13 protein-coding genes are annotated in these 14,573 nt (G+C 65.5%); 7 read left to right on the top strand and 6 right to left on the bottom strand.

Annotated features, from left to right (window positions below; genetic code table 11):
* Positions 1 to 15 precede the first annotated feature (15 nt).
* From HDC94_RS09330 to sufB, 5 genes are read right to left on the bottom strand one after another with little or no spacing between them, the layout of a single operon-like run.
* Complete coding sequence (locus HDC94_RS09330) at positions 16 to 345, bottom strand: metal-sulfur cluster assembly factor (RefSeq protein ID WP_179496919.1); 330 nt, start codon at positions 343 to 345, stop codon at positions 16 to 18.
* A gap of 4 nt (positions 346 to 349) precedes the next feature.
* Positions 350 to 1,114, bottom strand: coding sequence for a Fe-S cluster assembly ATPase SufC (sufC, locus tag HDC94_RS09335; RefSeq protein WP_179496921.1), 765 nt, complete (start codon positions 1,112 to 1,114; stop codon positions 350 to 352).
* Positions 1,115 to 1,152: 38 nt separating this feature from the next.
* Positions 1,153 to 1,482 (bottom strand): non-heme iron oxygenase ferredoxin subunit, encoded by a 330-nt coding sequence (locus HDC94_RS09340; RefSeq protein ID WP_179496923.1) that lies wholly within the window; start codon positions 1,480 to 1,482, stop codon positions 1,153 to 1,155.
* Positions 1,479 to 2,663, bottom strand: coding sequence for a Fe-S cluster assembly protein SufD (gene sufD / locus HDC94_RS09345; RefSeq protein WP_179496925.1), 1,185 nt, complete (start codon positions 2,661 to 2,663; stop codon positions 1,479 to 1,481). The genes HDC94_RS09340 and sufD overlap by 4 nt, the downstream gene beginning before the upstream one ends.
* A complete protein-coding gene (sufB, locus tag HDC94_RS09350) occupies positions 2,664 to 4,082 on the bottom strand; it encodes a Fe-S cluster assembly protein SufB (RefSeq protein ID WP_179496927.1) in 1,419 nt (472 codons plus the stop codon).
* Positions 4,083 to 4,327: 245 nt separating this feature from the next.
* On the opposite strand from sufB, the gene HDC94_RS09355 reads away from it, so the two are divergent.
* Positions 4,328 to 5,254 (top strand): heme A synthase, encoded by a 927-nt coding sequence (locus HDC94_RS09355; protein WP_179496929.1) that lies wholly within the window; start codon positions 4,328 to 4,330, stop codon positions 5,252 to 5,254.
* On the opposite strand, the gene HDC94_RS09360 is transcribed toward HDC94_RS09355, so the two are convergent.
* Positions 5,251 to 6,171 carry a heme o synthase gene (locus HDC94_RS09360; RefSeq protein WP_179496932.1) on the bottom strand — a complete coding sequence of 307 codons (921 nt, stop codon included), beginning with the start codon at positions 6,169 to 6,171 and terminating at the stop codon, positions 5,251 to 5,253. The two genes, HDC94_RS09355 and HDC94_RS09360, sit on opposite strands and share 4 nt — an antisense overlap.
* A 240-nt stretch (positions 6,172 to 6,411) precedes the next feature.
* On the opposite strand from HDC94_RS09360, the gene tkt reads away from it, so the two are divergent.
* The 6 genes from tkt to pgl are packed head-to-tail and all read left to right on the top strand — an operon-like array spanning position 6,412 to position 14,553.
* A complete protein-coding gene (tkt, locus tag HDC94_RS09365; protein ID WP_179496934.1) occupies positions 6,412 to 8,511 on the top strand; it encodes a transketolase in 2,100 nt (699 codons plus the stop codon).
* 28 nt (positions 8,512 to 8,539) lie between these two features.
* Positions 8,540 to 9,652 (top strand): transaldolase, encoded by a 1,113-nt coding sequence (gene tal, locus HDC94_RS09370; protein WP_179496936.1) that lies wholly within the window; start codon positions 8,540 to 8,542, stop codon positions 9,650 to 9,652.
* Positions 9,649 to 11,247, top strand: coding sequence for a glucose-6-phosphate isomerase (locus tag HDC94_RS09375; protein WP_179496938.1), 1,599 nt, complete (start codon positions 9,649 to 9,651; stop codon positions 11,245 to 11,247). Before tal ends, HDC94_RS09375 begins: the two co-directional genes overlap by 4 nt.
* A 14-nt stretch (positions 11,248 to 11,261) precedes the next feature.
* Positions 11,262 to 12,803, top strand: a complete 1,542-nt coding sequence (gene zwf, locus HDC94_RS09380; RefSeq protein ID WP_179496940.1) for a glucose-6-phosphate dehydrogenase — start codon at positions 11,262 to 11,264, stop codon at positions 12,801 to 12,803.
* The gene (locus HDC94_RS09385; RefSeq protein WP_179496942.1) at positions 12,800 to 13,753 is read left to right on the top strand and encodes a glucose-6-phosphate dehydrogenase assembly protein OpcA; all 954 of its coding nucleotides are present in this window, start codon (positions 12,800 to 12,802) and stop codon (positions 13,751 to 13,753) included. Before zwf ends, HDC94_RS09385 begins: the two co-directional genes overlap by 4 nt.
* Positions 13,750 to 14,553 carry a 6-phosphogluconolactonase gene (pgl, locus tag HDC94_RS09390; protein ID WP_179496944.1) on the top strand — a complete coding sequence of 268 codons (804 nt, stop codon included), beginning with the start codon at positions 13,750 to 13,752 and terminating at the stop codon, positions 14,551 to 14,553. Before HDC94_RS09385 ends, pgl begins: the two co-directional genes overlap by 4 nt.
* The last annotated feature ends 20 nt before the right edge of the window (positions 14,554 to 14,573 follow it).

The following is a 14,573-nucleotide window of genomic DNA, read 5'->3' on the forward strand; positions in this document are numbered from 1 at the left end:
GACGGTGGAGGAACGCTAGATCGAGAAGCCGAGGGCGCGCATCATCTCGCGACCGTCGTCGGTGATCTTGTCCGGCCCCCACGGCGGCATCCAGACCCAGTTGATGCGGAATGCGTCGACGATGCCGTCCAGCGACTGCGCGGTCTGCTCCTCGATGACGTCCGTGAGGGGGCATCCAGCCGACGTGAGCGTCATGCTGATGATGAGCGCATCGTTCTCGTCATCCCAGCTGAGGTCGTAGATGAGTCCCAGGTCGACGATGTTGACGCCGAGCTCGGGGTCAACGACGTCCTTCAGCGCCTCTTCGACCTGGTCGAAGAGGGCCGGTGCGAGTGCGGTTGCCATGGACCTACGCTACGCCCGTGCCCTGGAGAAAGCGATCGTAGCCTTCCTCCTCGAGACGCTCGGCGAGCTCCGGGCCACCCTCTTCAGCGACGCGTCCGTCGACGAAGACGTGCACGAAGTCGGGCTTGATGTAGCGGAGGATGCGTGTGTAGTGCGTAATGAGCAGGACACCGAGGTCATTGGCCTCGTGTGCACGGTTCACGCCCTCTGACACGATCTTGAGAGCGTCGACGTCGAGACCGGAGTCCGTCTCGTCAAGCACGGCGAACTTCGGCTTGAGCAGCTCGAGCTGGAGGATCTCGTGGCGCTTCTTCTCTCCACCCGAGAAGCCCTCGTTGACGTTCCGCTCACCGAAGGACTTGTCCATTCGGAGGGACTCCATCGCCTGGTTTACCTCTTTGACCCAGGTGCGGATCGCGGGAGCTTCGCCGTCAAGGGCGGTCTTCGCGGTGCGCAGGAAGTCGGTCATGCGCACGCCCGGGATCTCCACGGGGTACTGCATGGCAAGGAAGATACCTGCACGGGCACGCTCGTCGACACTCATCTCCAGCACCTCCGCACCGTCGAGGAGCACGGAGCCGCTCTCCACGGTGTACTTCGGGTGTCCCGCGATCGAGTAGGCGAGGGTCGACTTGCCGGAGCCGTTGGGCCCCATGATCGCGTGGATCTCCCCCTGTCGGAGGGTCAGGTCGACGCCCTTGAGGATCTGGCGCGTGCCCTGATCGGTCTCGACGCTGACGTGGAGGTCTTTGATTTCCAGTACTGACATGTCTTTTCGTTTCTGTGGGTCTGTGGTCTGGCCGGGGCTCAGACGGACACGATCTCGTGCGGGTCGATGGAGACGACGCCATCGGCGTCGACGTTCACCACGAACACCGGCACGGGCTCGTAGGCGGGAAGGTTGGATGGCTTGCCGGTCTTGAGCGAGAACGCCGAGCCGTGCGCCCAGCACTCGATCGAGTCGTCCTCGACGAAGCCCTCGGAGAGCGAGATGTCCCCGTGCGTGCACGTGTCGCCGATGGCGTGGATGTCACCGGCAGAGTCCTTGACGATCACGATTGCCGTGCCGTCGAGCACGACCTTGAACGGCTTGTTGACCTCGAGCTCTGCCGTCGTGCACACGCGTTCCGCGGTCATGCTGCGCCCCCGAGCTCCGCGATGATGCGCCCCGTGAGGTACTCCTCGAGAGCGGGGTCGCCGACCTTCTGCACGATCTCGTTGAGGAAGCCGATCACCACGAGGCGGCGAGCCTCCGGCTCGGTGATGCCGCGCGACTGCAGGTAGAACAGCTGCTCGTCGTCGAAGCGTCCCGTGGCGCTCGCGTGCCCGGCTCCGAGAATGTCACCCGTCTCGATCTCGAGGTTCGGGATGCTGTCGGCCCGGGTCCCGCCGGTGAGGACGAGGTTGCGGTTCTGCTCGTAGGAGTCGGTGCCCGTGGCATCCGGACCGATGAGGACGTCGCCCACCCAGACCGTGCGAGCGCCCTCGCCCTGGAGCGCGCCCTTGTAGTTGACGCGCCCGACGGTGTGCGCGGCCTCGTGGTGCAGGTAGACGCGCTGCTCGAGGTGCTGCCCGGCGTCAGCGAAGTACAGGCCGTAGAGCTCGCCATTCGAGCCTTCGCCACTGAGGTGGGCCGACGGGTTGACCCGGACCACAGCGCCGCCCAGGGAGATGACGATGTGCGTGAGCTTCGCGTCCCGCCCCACCTGTGCGAAGTGGCTTGCGAGGTGGAGGCTGTCGTCGTCCCACTCCTGGAGGCTGATGACGGTCAGCGATGCGCCCTGCTCGACGACGATCTCGACGTTTTCGGCCAGCGTGGCCCGGCCCGAACTGCGGAGAACCACGTGGCCCGTGGAACCTTCCCGAGCGGTGATGACCGTGTGGGCGGCGCGGGCGGCGTCACCGAAGCCCGAGCGGTCGAGCCCGATCGCGATCGGCTCCTCCCCCGATATCTCCACGGCGAGGGCGCGCTCGGTGCTCGACCATGCGTTGGCTGCTGCTTTGTCCTCGGGGATGCCGGCGCTCCCGATCCGCGCGTCGTCCATCGCGATCCACTCGACGGTTCCGCTGCCTTCCGGCTGCTCCTGCAGCGAGTAGGCGCCTCCGTCGAGCGAGCCGTCGATCAAGTCTCGGACCGTCGCGACGGGGGTGAGCTTCCAGTCGATCTCCAGGCCGGTGACATCCGGGAACTCAGCGGGGTCCGTTGAGGTGAAGCGCTCGGAGCGGGTCTGTACGGGCACCTCTACGGCGCCCCACCCTCCGTCACTGTGGGCCGTAGCTCCGTGCTGGCCGGGGGTTTGGGTAGTAGCGATGGACATCTAGCCGACAGAGCCTTCCATGCTCATCTCGATGAGCTTGTTGAGTTCGAGCGCGTACTCCATCGGGAGCTCGCGGGCGATGGGCTCGATGAACCCGCGGACGATCATGGCCATGGCCTCGTCCTCCGGCATCCCGCGGGACTGCAGGTAGAACAACTGCTCTGCGCTCACGCGCGAGACCGTCGCTTCGTGACCCAGCTGTACGTCATCCACGCGGATGTCGATGGCGGGGTAGGTGTCGGATCGCGAGATCGTGTCGACCAGAAGCGCGTCGCATCGCACGGTGTTGGCCGAGTGATGTGCCTTCTCGTCGACACGAACCTCACCGCGGTATCCAGCGCGGCCGCCACCGCGAGCGATCGATTTCGAGACGATCGAGGAGGTCGTGTAGGGCGCCATGTGGATCATCTTCGCGCCGGCGTCCTGGTGCTGGCCGGGGCCAGCAAAGGCGACGGAGAGCGTCTCACCCTTGGCGTGCTCACCGACGAGGTAGATCGACGGGTACTTCATCGTGACCTTGGATCCGATGTTGCCGTCGATCCACTCCATCGTCGCGCCCTCGTGCGCGATCGCGCGCTTCGTCACGAGGTTGTAGACGTTGTTGGACCAGTTCTGGATGGTCGTGTAGCGAACGCGGGCGTTCTTCTTCACGATGATCTCGACGACCGCGGAGTGTAAGGAGTCCGACTTGTAGATCGGTGCCGTGCATCCCTCGATGTAGTGAACGTACGAGCCCTCGTCGGCGATGATGAGCGTGCGCTCGAACTGGCCCATGTTCTCCGTGTTGATGCGGAAGTAGGCCTGCAAAGGAATCTCGACGTGGACACCCTTCGGCACGTACACGAAGGAGCCTCCGGACCACACCGCGGTATTGAGCGCGGCGAACTTGTTGTCGCCAGCCGGGATGACGGTGCCGAAGTACTCCTCGAAGAACTCCGGGTGCTCCCTGAGCGCCGTATCGGTGTCCATGAAGATCACGCCCTGAGCCTCGAGCTCGGCGTTGATCGAGTGGAACACGACCTCGGACTCGTACTGTGCCGCGACGCCGGAGACGAGGCGCTGGCGCTCCGCCTCGGGGATACCGAGCTTCTCGTACGTGTTGCGGATGTCCTCGGGGAGGTCCTCCCACGTCTGTGCCTGCTTCTCGGTGGAGCGCACGAAGTACTTGATGTTGTCGAAGTCGATGCCCGAGAGATCAGCTCCCCACGTGGGCATTGGTTTGCGGAAGAAGTTGCGAAGACCGGCAAGTCGGGTCTTCAGCATCGACTCCGGCTCGTTCTTCAGAGCGGAGATGTCGCGAACCACGTCTTCGTTGATACCGCGTCGCGCCGTGGCGCCAGCGGCGTCCGAGTCGGACCAACCGAATTCGTATTGGCCGAGACTGCCCAACTCAGGGCGATCAATCAGTACGTCAGCCATGTGTATTCCTCTTTCCCACCGGTGCCAACCAAGGTGGCAGTACCGGCATTCCCTCCACGGCAGCTTGGGGTTCAGTACTCGGCAGGCCCGATGTGCGCTGCTCGTGAGTGGCACGGCCGGGGCTTGCTTAGACTGAACCAGGACTCGGAGTTGTCTCCGACGTCTGCGCTGACTCCCCGGCTTGGGCTGTTCATAGAACCCCATGATTCTACAGGGCACAGCACCAAATAACAGGAGGTTCGGCTGTGAAAGCCGTGTTCGCTCGATTGCCCAGCGCCGTCGACACGCGTATCCGCGTGTTCGCCATTGCCACTCTCATCGCCCAGATTCTGATCGTGGGCACGGGCGGAGCCGTGCGTTTGACCGGGTCAGGGCTGGGATGCCCGACCTGGCCGCGGTGCACGGACGAGTCGTTTGTCACAACGCCCGAGATGGGCATCCACGGAATCATCGAGTTCGGCAACCGACTCCTCACTTTCGTGCTCGTTCTGATCGCGATCATCATGTTCGTACTGGTGCTGCGCATCCGTCGCGAGCGTCGTGACCTGTTCTTTCTGTCCCTGTTCATCGGCCTCTACGTGCCGATCCAGGCGATCATCGGCGGCATTACGGTGCTGACCAACCTCAACCCGTATGTGGTGGGCCTGCACTACCTGGCTTCCGTCGTGCTCGTCTCGCTGTCGGCAGTTCTCGTGTTCCGCGTGTTCGTCGGACCCCGCGGCGACAGGATCGCTCTGCCCCTGTGGTTCTCCGCCCTGGTGTACGCCACGGGCGTGCTCACAGCGATGACGATCCTCGTCGGAATTCTCGTGACGGGCTCCGGGCCGCACGCGGGTGACGGTGGAGCTGCACGCAATGGGCTGAACCCCGAGTTGCTGCAGCACATCCACAGCTGGCCCGCTTATGCGACGTTCGGGGCGACCGTTCTGCTTGTCATCGGCGCATGGCGACTTGGTCAGGCTCGGATGCTGCGCTTCGCGGTCGTCCTGCTCGTCGTCGAGATCGTGCAGATCGCTGTCGGACTCACCCAGGCGCGCCTGGGACTCCCCGAGCTTCTCGTCGGCATCCACATGGTGCTCGCGTGCTGCCTGGCCGCCGCCATGACCGCAGTTGTGCTCTCCCTGCGCGAGCCCCGGACCGATCCCGCCTCCGCGCCAGCCGCAGTGAGCTAGAACGGCAGCAGCGGGTCGATCCCGACTGCGAGGAAGACGAGCGTCAAGTATGTGATCGAGGCGTGGAACACGCGCATCGGGCGAACGTTGCCGTGCCGGATCGCGGTCGAGTACAGACGGTGCGACTCGATGATGAACCATCCGCCGCTCGCGACGGCAACGACCGAGTAGACGAGGCCCATGCCCGCAACCGGGATGAGCAGGAGCGAGCACGCAACCGTCGCCCACGCGTAGAGAACGACCTGTAGGCCCACCACGGTGCGTCCTCGGACGACGGCGAGCATCGGCACGTTCACGGACTGGTAGTCGGCGCGGTACCTCATCGAGAGGGGCCAGTAGTGCGGCGGGGTCCAGAGGAAGACGATCGCAAAGAGGATCACGGGGGTCCAGTTCAGGGACCCCGTTACGGCCGCCCATCCGATGAGCACAGGCATGCATCCCGCTGCTCCACCCCAGACGATGTTCTGGGGGGTGCGGCGCTTGAGCAGGAGAGTGTAGACGAAGACGTAGAACAGGATCGCGGCGAGCGACAGGGCGGCGGCCAGCCAGTTCACGAGGAAGCCGAGCCAGAGAACCGAGACGATCCCCGTGATCCAGGCGAAGGCGAGGGCTTCGCGGTCGGACAGCTCCCCCGTCACCAACGGACGCTTCTTGGTGCGGTTCATCACTCTGTCGATGTCGCGGTCGATGTAGCAGTTGAACGCGTTGGCCGAACCAGCGCTGAGCGAACCACCGATGAGTGTGCCGAGAACGAGCCAGAGGTTGGGGATGCCCTGCGCTGCGAGGATCATCACGGGAGCCGTAGTGACGAGCAGGAGCTCGATAACTCTTGGCTTGGTGAGGGCGATGTAGGCCTTGGTCTTACGGATGACGCCGATGCGCCCCGTCTCCGGGCGGTCTTCGAGCACGACGTCCATACTCTCGATGATAGGCGACCGTCGGAGCGGGGTTCCGTGTCGCGGGCAACACGGGCGGTAACACCGGGCGCGGACTCTCTATACTGGGAATAGCCTGCCAGCCAACAAATGCGGCCCGTCCCCCTCTCCCTGAGTGGTTCGAGGCTGCGGCGACACAGCCGAGGTCGTCTGTGGCAGGCGTTCGTTCGCCGTGCACCAGCCTTTCAGGCGGCGCCGCTTGCAGAAGGGTTATCAGTCACCGTGGCCGCTCTCCAATGGGACCCCATCGATAACAGGGCAGTCGACACCGCGAGGATTCTCGCCGCCGACGCCGTTGAGAAAGTGGGGAACGGGCATCCCGGAACCGCGATGAGCATGGCGCCAGCGGCGTACCTGCTCTTCCAGAAGGTGATGCGGCAGGATCCCTCCGACACCCACTGGATCGGTCGCGACCGGTTCATCCTCTCGATCGGGCACAGCTCGCTCACGCAGTACGTGCAGCTCTACCTTGGCGGTTACGGCCTCGAGCTCGACGACATCAAGGCCCTCCGCACCTGGGGCTCCAAGACCCCCGGACACCCGGAGTACGGACACACCGACGGTGTCGAGATCACGACCGGCCCGCTCGGCCAGGGAATCTCGTCGGCAGTCGGCTTCGCCTACGCAGCCCGTTTCGAGCGTGGCCTGTTCGACCCGGATGCCGATCAGGGCACGAGCCCCTTCGACCACTTCATCTACGTGCTCGCGGGCGACGGCGACCTGCAGGAGGGTGTCTCGTCCGAGGCATCGTCGCTCGCCGGTCACCAGCAGCTCGGCAACCTGATCGCGATCTACGACTCCAACCAGATCTCGATCGAGGACGACACGAACATCGCCTTCACCGAGGACGTCAAGGCCCGCTACGAGTCGTACCACTGGCACGTGCAGACCGTCGACTGGAAGAAGACCGGCGAGTACGTCGAGGACCTCCAGGCGCTCAACGACGCCATCGAGGCGGCCAAGGGTGTCACCGACAAGCCGTCGCTCATCATCCTCAAGACGATCATCGGCTGGCCGAGCCCGAAGAAGCAGAACTCGGGCAAGATCCACGGTTCCGCCCTCGGCGCGGAGGAACTGGCAGCCGTCAAGGAGGTTCTCGGATTCGACCCCGAGAAGACCTTCGAGGTCAGCGACGAGGTCATCACCCACACCCGCGAGGCGGTCGAGCGCGGCAAGGCCGCCCACGCCGAGTGGGACAAGTCGTTCGACGCCTGGGCGAGTGCGAACCCCGAGCGCAAGGAGATGTTCGACCGCATCATGCGCGGCGAGCTGCCTGAGGGCGTCGAGGCAGCACTCCCCGTCTTCGACGGCGGCAAGGATGTCTCCACTCGTGCCGCGTCCGGCAAGGTAATCGGTGCCCTCGGCGCCATCATCCCGGAGCTCTGGGGAGGTTCAGCGGACCTCGCAGAGTCGAACCTCACGACGATCGAGGGTGGCGCATCCTTCATCCCGGCCGAGCACTCGACCCACGAGTGGACGGGCAACCCCTACGGCCGCGTCCTCCACTTCGGCATCCGTGAGCACGCCATGGGCGCGATCATCAACGGCATCGTGCTGCACGGAAACACCCGTGCGTTCGGCGGCACGTTCCTGATCTTCAGCGACTACATGCGGCCAGCAGTTCGTCTCGCCGCGCTCATGAAGGTCCCCTCGATCTTCGTCTGGACGCACGACTCGGTCGCGCTCGGCGAGGACGGCCCGACCCACCAGCCGATCGAGCAGCTTGCGACGCTCCGTGCCATCCCCGGCCTCGATGTGGTTCGCCCCGGCGACGCCAACGAGACCGGTTGGGCCTGGAAGACGATCCTCGAGCGCCGCAACGGCCCTGCGGGAATCGCCCTCACGCGCCAGAACATCCCGGTTTTCGAGCGCGGAGATGGCGCGGCAGAGGGCGACGTGTTTGCCTCGGCGAGCTTCGTGCCGAAGGGCGCCTACGTCCTGGCAGAGGCCCCCGGCGGAACTCCCGACGTGATCTTCATCGCAACGGGCTCGGAGGTGCAGCTGGCTGTGGCCGCTCGCGCCGAGCTCCAGAAGGAGGGCATCAACGCCCGCGTCGTATCCGCTCCGTGCCTCGAGTGGTTCGAGGAGCAGGATGCCGCGTACCGCGAGTCCGTCCTCCCCGCAGCCGTCAAGGCTCGCGTGTCCGTCGAGGCGGGTCTCTCGCTCGGCTGGTCCAAGTACGTCGGGGATGCAGGGCGCAGCGTGTCGATCGAGCACTTCGGTGCATCCGCCGACTACAAGACCCTGTTCACCGAGTTCGGAATCACCACGGAAGCAGCCGTGGCCGCAGCCAAGGAGACGCTGGCCGCTGTCCGCAGCTAGCGACAACAAGAAAGAACACAGAACACAGATGAGCACCGAATCCCCCACCGCAGCACTGTCCGCCCTCGGCGTCAGCATTTGGCTCGACGACCTCTCTCGTGACCGGATCCAGTCGGGCGGTCTCCAGAAGCTGATCGCCGAGCGCAACGTCGTCGGGGTCACCACGAACCCGACGATCTTCGCCAGCGCGCTGGCCAAGGGCACGACCTACGACGCGCAGGTCGCCGAGCTGGCCAAGGCCGGTACTTCCGTCACCGATGCCGTCTTCGAGATCACGACCGATGACGTGGCCGCCGCCAGTGACATCTTCCGCGGCATCTACGACACCACGAGCGGCTTCGACGGCCGCGTCTCGATCGAGGTCGAGCCGGGTCTTGCACACGACGCTGCCGGCACCATCGAGCAGGCGCAGCAGCTCTGGGCCAAGGTTGACCGACCGAACGCGATGATCAAGATCCCGGCGACGGTGGAGGGCCTGGAGGCCATCACCGCGACGATCGGTGCTGGCATCAGCGTCAACGTGACCCTGATCTTCAGCCTCGAGCGTCACCAGGCCGTGATCGACGCCTACCTCGCCGGTCTCGAGCAGGCTAAGGCCGCGGGCATCGACCTCTCGACGATCCACTCGGTCGCCTCGTTCTTCGTGTCGCGCGTCGACACCGAGATCGACAAGCGTCTCGACGCCATCGGTACCGACGAGGCCATCGCGCTCAAGAGCAAGGCCGGCGTCGCGAACGCGCAGCTCGCCTACCGCGTGTACCAGGAGGCGTTCGCCACCGAGCGCGCCCAGGCACTCATCGCCGCGGGTGCGAACAAGCAGCGTCCGCTGTGGGCATCGACCGGCGTCAAGGACCCGAGCCTGCCCGACACTCTCTACGTGACGCAGCTCGCGGTTGCCGAGACCGTCAACACGATGCCCGAGAAGACGCTCGAGGCGACCTTCGACCACGGCGTCATCACGGGTGACGAGGTCACGGGTTCCTACGACGCGGCACAGGCCGTTCTCGACGCGCTTGCCGGTCTCGGTATCTCGTACGACGAGGTCACCGCGCTCCTCGAGAAGGAGGGCGTCGAGAAGTTCATCGTGTCCTGGAACGAACTTCTCGACACCGTCACTGCAGCACTCGAGGCGGCCAAGTGAGCGTGAAGATCGCTCTCTCGGGCGCGGCCGCTGAGGCCGTGGACCGGGTTGTGCCCCAGCTCGTGAGCGATCTCGTCGCGAGCCGGATCACGGGCGGCGACGCCACCCTCTGGGGGCCCGACGCCGAGGAGGAATCGGCCAAGCGACTCGGCTGGGTCGAGGCGGTCTCCGTATCGCGCCCCATGGTCGACGATATCCTCGCCCTGCGTGACAAGCTCCGCGAGTCCGGTGTGAACCACATCGTTCTCGGCGGAATGGGAGGATCCTCGCTCGCGCCAGAGGTCATCACTCGCACCTACGGTGTGGAGCTGACCGTTCTGGACTCCACCGACCCCGGGCAGGTGCTCTCGGCACTGGGCGATCGACTCGCCACCACGGCCGTCGTCATCTCGTCGAAGTCGGGCTCGACTGTCGAGACCGACAGCCAGAAGCGCGTCTACGAGTCCTACTTCCGCGAGGCGGGCATCGACCCGCTCGAGCGCATCGTGATCGTGACCGACCCGGGTTCTCCGCTGGATGTCTCGGCTCGCGAGGCCGGATATCGCGTGTTCAACGCCGACCCCACCGTGGGTGGCCGTTACTCGGCTCTGACCGCCTTCGGTCTGGTCCCCTCGGGCCTCGCAGGAGCAGACATCTCGGAGCTCCTCGATGAGGCTGAGGCCATGATGCTGGATCTGGCCGTCGACACCACGACCAACCCCGGTCTCGTGCTCGGCGCCGCTATCGCCGGCACCAAGCCCCTCAAGAACAAGCTCGGCATTGTGCCGGACGGAACCCACATCCTGGGCTTCGGCGACTGGGCCGAGCAGCTCATCGCCGAGTCGACGGGCAAGCTCGGTACCGGCATCCTGCCCGTCGTGCTCGACGTCAACTCCCCCGAGCTCAGCGAGAACCTCCCCGACGTGCAGATCATTCGACTCGTCGGAGACTGGGAGGACACTCGTGAGGTCGCTGATGGTGAGATCGAGATCACCGGCACCCTCGGTGCGCAGCTCCTCACCTGGGAGTACGCGACGGCCGTCGCAGGCCGCCTCCTCGGCATCAACCCGTTCGACCAGCCCGATGTGGAGTCGGCGAAGATCGCCACTCGCGCGCTCATCGACAATCCGTCGCAGGCCCCGTCCCCCGCGTTCGTCGACGGGGACATCGAGGTTCGTGGAACCGCTGATGTCGTCGAGGGAGCCACGAGTCTCGCGGATGCCGTCGAGAAGCTGATCTCGCTGGTCCCCGGGGACGGCTACATCTCGATCCAGGCGTACGTCAACCGTCTCGCCTACCCTCAGCTCGTCGAGCTCCGCGACTCGCTCGCGGCGCGGTCGAAGCGGCCCGTCACGTTCGGTTGGGGCCCGCGATTCCTGCATTCGACCGGTCAGTTCCACAAGGGCGGACCGGCTGTAGGCGTTTTCCTCCAGCTGACCACAGTCGAGGACGAGGACCTGCAGATTCCCGACCGTCCCTTCACCTTCGGTGAGCTGATCAGGGCCCAGGCAGCAGGCGATGCGAGCGTGCTCGCGGACCACGGCCGCCCGGTTCTGAGCCTCACGCTCACCAACCCCGCTGGGGCCATCCCGGTAGTAGTCGACACCGTCGCATAGCGAATTCGAGCACCATGACACCCGCGCCCATCACCGCAGGATTCAATCCCCTGCGCCTTCCGAGCGATCGCCGACTCAATCGGATCGCTGGTCCGAGCGGCCTCATCATCTTCGGTGTGACAGGTGACCTGTCGCGCAAGAAGCTGATGCCGGCGGTCTACGACCTCGCCAACCGTGGTCTTCTTCCTCCCGGCTTCGCGCTCGTCGGCTTCGCCCGGCGCGACTGGGAGGACCAGGACTTCGCTGAGGTCGTCCACGACGCCGTCAAGCAGTATGCGAGGACCCCGTTCGACGAGGACGTCTGGAAGCAGCTTGCGACGGGCATCCGTTTTGTCCAGGGCGAGTTCGACGACGATGCCGCGTTCGCGCGCCTGAAGGCGACGATCGAGGAACTCGACCGGGACCGCGGAACGATGGGCAACCACGCGTTCTACCTCTCGATCCCGCCGAAGTCGTTCCCGCAGGTGACCGAGCAGCTCCGTAACTCAGGGCTCGCCGAGCCCAAGGAGGGCCAGTGGCGACGAGTCGTCATCGAGAAGCCGTTCGGAAGCGACCTGAAGACCGCGCGTGAGTTGAACGACGTCGTAGAGTCCGTGTTCCCGCCCGACAGTGTGTTCCGTATCGACCACTACCTCGGTAAGGAGACGGTGCAGAACATCCTGGCTCTGCGCTTCGCCAACCAGCTGTACGAACCCATCTGGAACGCCAACTACGTCGACCACATCCAGATCACGATGGCCGAGGATGTGGGCGTCGGTGGACGTGCCGGCTACTACGACGGCATCGGTGCAGCGCGCGACGTGATCCAGAACCACCTCCTGCAGCTCCTGGCCCTGACGGCGATGGAGGAGCCCGTGTCATTCGATGCCGCGGATCTCCGCGCCGAGAAGGAGAAGGTTCTCTCGGCCGTTCGCCTCCCGAAGGACCTCGGAAAGCACACCGCCCGGGGCCAGTACTCGGGTGGTTGGGCCGGGGGCGAGAAGGTCATCGGCTTCCTCGACGAGGACGGGATGAACCCGCTCTCGACCACGGAGACCTACGCGGCCATTCGCCTCGACATCGACACTCGTCGGTGGGCGGGCGTGCCGTTCTACCTGCGCACGGGCAAGCGGCTCGGCCGCCGGGTGACCGAGATTGCGGTCGTGTTCAAGCGCGCCCCGCAGTACCTCTTTGCGGAGAGCCAGACGTCGGCGCTCGGCCAGAACGCACTCGTCATCAGGGTTCAGCCCGACGAGGGCGTGACCATCCGCTTCGGCTCGAAGGTGCCGGGCGCCGGGATGCAGGTGCGCGACGTGACGATGGACTTCGGCTACGGCCACGCCTTCACCGAGGCAAGCCCCGAGGCCTACGAACGACTCATTCTCGATGTGCTCCTCGGCGACCCTCCCCTCTTCCCGAGGCACGAGGAGGTCGAGCTCAGTTGGAAGATCCTCGACCCGATCGAGGAGTACTGGGCCAAGCAGGGCCAGCCCGAGCAGTATCGTCCGGGAACGTGGGGGCCGGCATCCGCCGATGCTCTCATGGCCCGCGACGGCCGTACCTGGAGGCGTCCATGATCGTCGATCTGCCCAACACCACGACGAGCCAGATCTCGAAGACGCTCGTCAAGATCCGCGAGGAGGGCGGTGCTGTCGCCCTCGGTCGAGTCCTGACACTCATCATCTCGACGAGGCTCGGTGAGGAGGAGGAGGCCATCGAGGCCGCGAACGACGCCTCTCGTGAGCACCCCATGCGGGTGATCGTGGTCTCCTCGGATCCTGAGGAGACCAGCGGAGCGCGCGTTGACGCGCAGATCCGCGTCGGTGGTGACGCCGGAGCGAGCGAGGTCATCGTCGTGCGTGCCTACGGGGACGCCTCGACCGATGAGGAGAGCCTCGTGACGGGTCTGCTCCTCCCGGACGCCCCCGTCGTGGCATGGTGGCCAGGTGTCGCACCGGAGAACGTGTCCCAGTCGGCTCTGGGCCGTATCGCCCAGCGCAGGATCACGGATGCCGCATCCAGCAGCGATCCGCTCGCCGAGCTCTCTCGGCTCGCGAGCAGCTACGCCCCGGGCGACACGGACTTCGCGTGGACTCGACTCACGCTCTGGCGGGCACAGCTCGCCGCGGTGCTCGACCAGCCCCCATTTGTGCCGGTGACCGCGGTCCGGGTGCGGGGAGCGTCGGATTCGCCCTCCACCGCGCTACTCGCCGCGTGGCTGCAGCACGCGCTGAAGGTACGTGTGGATCTCACCGTGTCCGCCGGCAGCCAGGGCGCCGGCATCGAGGCAGTCGAACTCACGCGCAAGAACGGCGTGATCAAGCTCGAACGCATCGAGCCGGCGATCGCCCAGCTCGAGCAGCCGTCCCAGCCGACCCACGACATCTCACTTCCCCGCCGCAGCATGCGTGACTGCCTCGCTGAGGAGTTGCGACGTCTCGATCCCGACGACCTGTACGGCGAAGTGATCCAGCGCGGCGTTCCTGAACTGAGCACGTCCCATGGAGCGGCTAAGGTCTCAGCATGAGTCCTGAACGTCGCGTGCTCGTCCACGAGAGCAAGGAGATTCTCGCGGCAGCAGTCGCGGCGCGATTCCTCCGCAAGGTCAAGGATCTGATCGAGGAGTTCGGCGAGGCGAGTGTCGTCCTCACAGGCGGAACGATGGGCATCGCTGTTCTGGCGGCGATCAACTCGTCGCCTGCGCGTGACTCCGTCGACTGGTCCCGCGTGAACGTCTGGTGGGGCGACGAGCGGTGGCTGCCTGAGGGTGATCCCGAACGCAACGAGACGCAGGCTCGCGATGCCCTCCTGGACCATGTCGGGCTCGACCCTGAGCGGGTCCATCCCTTCGCCCGCTCTGACGCAGGACTTGACCTGGATGCCGCGGCGGAAGCCTATTCGACCGAGCTCCAGGCGAACGCTCCCCGATCCGCGCGCTTCCCCCACTTCGACATCACATTCCTGGGGATGGGGCCGGACGGACACATCGCTTCGCTGTTCCCCGGCATGGACGGGATCCGCGAAACCGAGGCAACCGTGATCTCGGTACGCAACTCCCCCAAGCCTCCTCCGGAGCGGCTCAGCCTGACGCTGCCGACCATCAACTCGTCGGCGCGCGTGTGGGCTGTCGTTGCCGGGGCCGACAAGGCATCAGCACTGGGACTTACTCTCGCGGACGCGAGTATCGATGAGGTCCCCGCTTCCGGCCTCGAAGGGCGTCGCAGCACGTTGTTCTTCGTCGACGGGGATGCCGCCGCAGAAGTTCCCGAGAACCTCATCGATCCCGGCCAGTTCTGGACGGGCGCGGACGACATCCAGCAGAACTGACTGCGCGCAGCCTTGCGGTT

Origin of the sequence: Leifsonia sp. AK011, assembly GCF_013410945.1 — a bacterium.
Lineage (GTDB): Bacteria > Actinomycetota > Actinomycetes > Actinomycetales > Microbacteriaceae > Rhodoglobus.

What these genes read in the sequence shown, in the direction of transcription:
- HDC94_RS09385 (WP_179496942.1), top strand. Translation starts at nt 12,800, where the DNA reads ATGATCGTCGATCTGCCCAACACCACGACGAGCCAGATCTCGAAGACG.
- pgl (WP_179496944.1), top strand. Translation starts at nt 13,750, where the DNA reads ATGAGTCCTGAACGTCGCGTGCTCGTCCACGAGAGCAAGGAGATTCTC.
- sufC (WP_179496921.1), bottom strand. Translation starts at nt 1,114, where the DNA reads ATGTCAGTACTGGAAATCAAAGACCTCCACGTCAGCGTCGAGACCGAT.
- HDC94_RS09360 (WP_179496932.1), bottom strand. Translation starts at nt 6,171, where the DNA reads ATGGACGTCGTGCTCGAAGACCGCCCGGAGACGGGGCGCATCGGCGTC.
- zwf (WP_179496940.1), top strand. Translation starts at nt 11,262, where the DNA reads ATGACACCCGCGCCCATCACCGCAGGATTCAATCCCCTGCGCCTTCCG.
- sufD (WP_179496925.1), bottom strand. Translation starts at nt 2,663, where the DNA reads ATGTCCATCGCTACTACCCAAACCCCCGGCCAGCACGGAGCTACGGCC.
- HDC94_RS09340 (WP_179496923.1), bottom strand. Translation starts at nt 1,482, where the DNA reads ATGACCGCGGAACGCGTGTGCACGACGGCAGAGCTCGAGGTCAACAAG.
- tal (WP_179496936.1), top strand. Translation starts at nt 8,540, where the DNA reads ATGAGCACCGAATCCCCCACCGCAGCACTGTCCGCCCTCGGCGTCAGC.
- HDC94_RS09330 (WP_179496919.1), bottom strand. Translation starts at nt 345, where the DNA reads ATGGCAACCGCACTCGCACCGGCCCTCTTCGACCAGGTCGAAGAGGCG.
- sufB (WP_179496927.1), bottom strand. Translation starts at nt 4,082, where the DNA reads ATGGCTGACGTACTGATTGATCGCCCTGAGTTGGGCAGTCTCGGCCAA.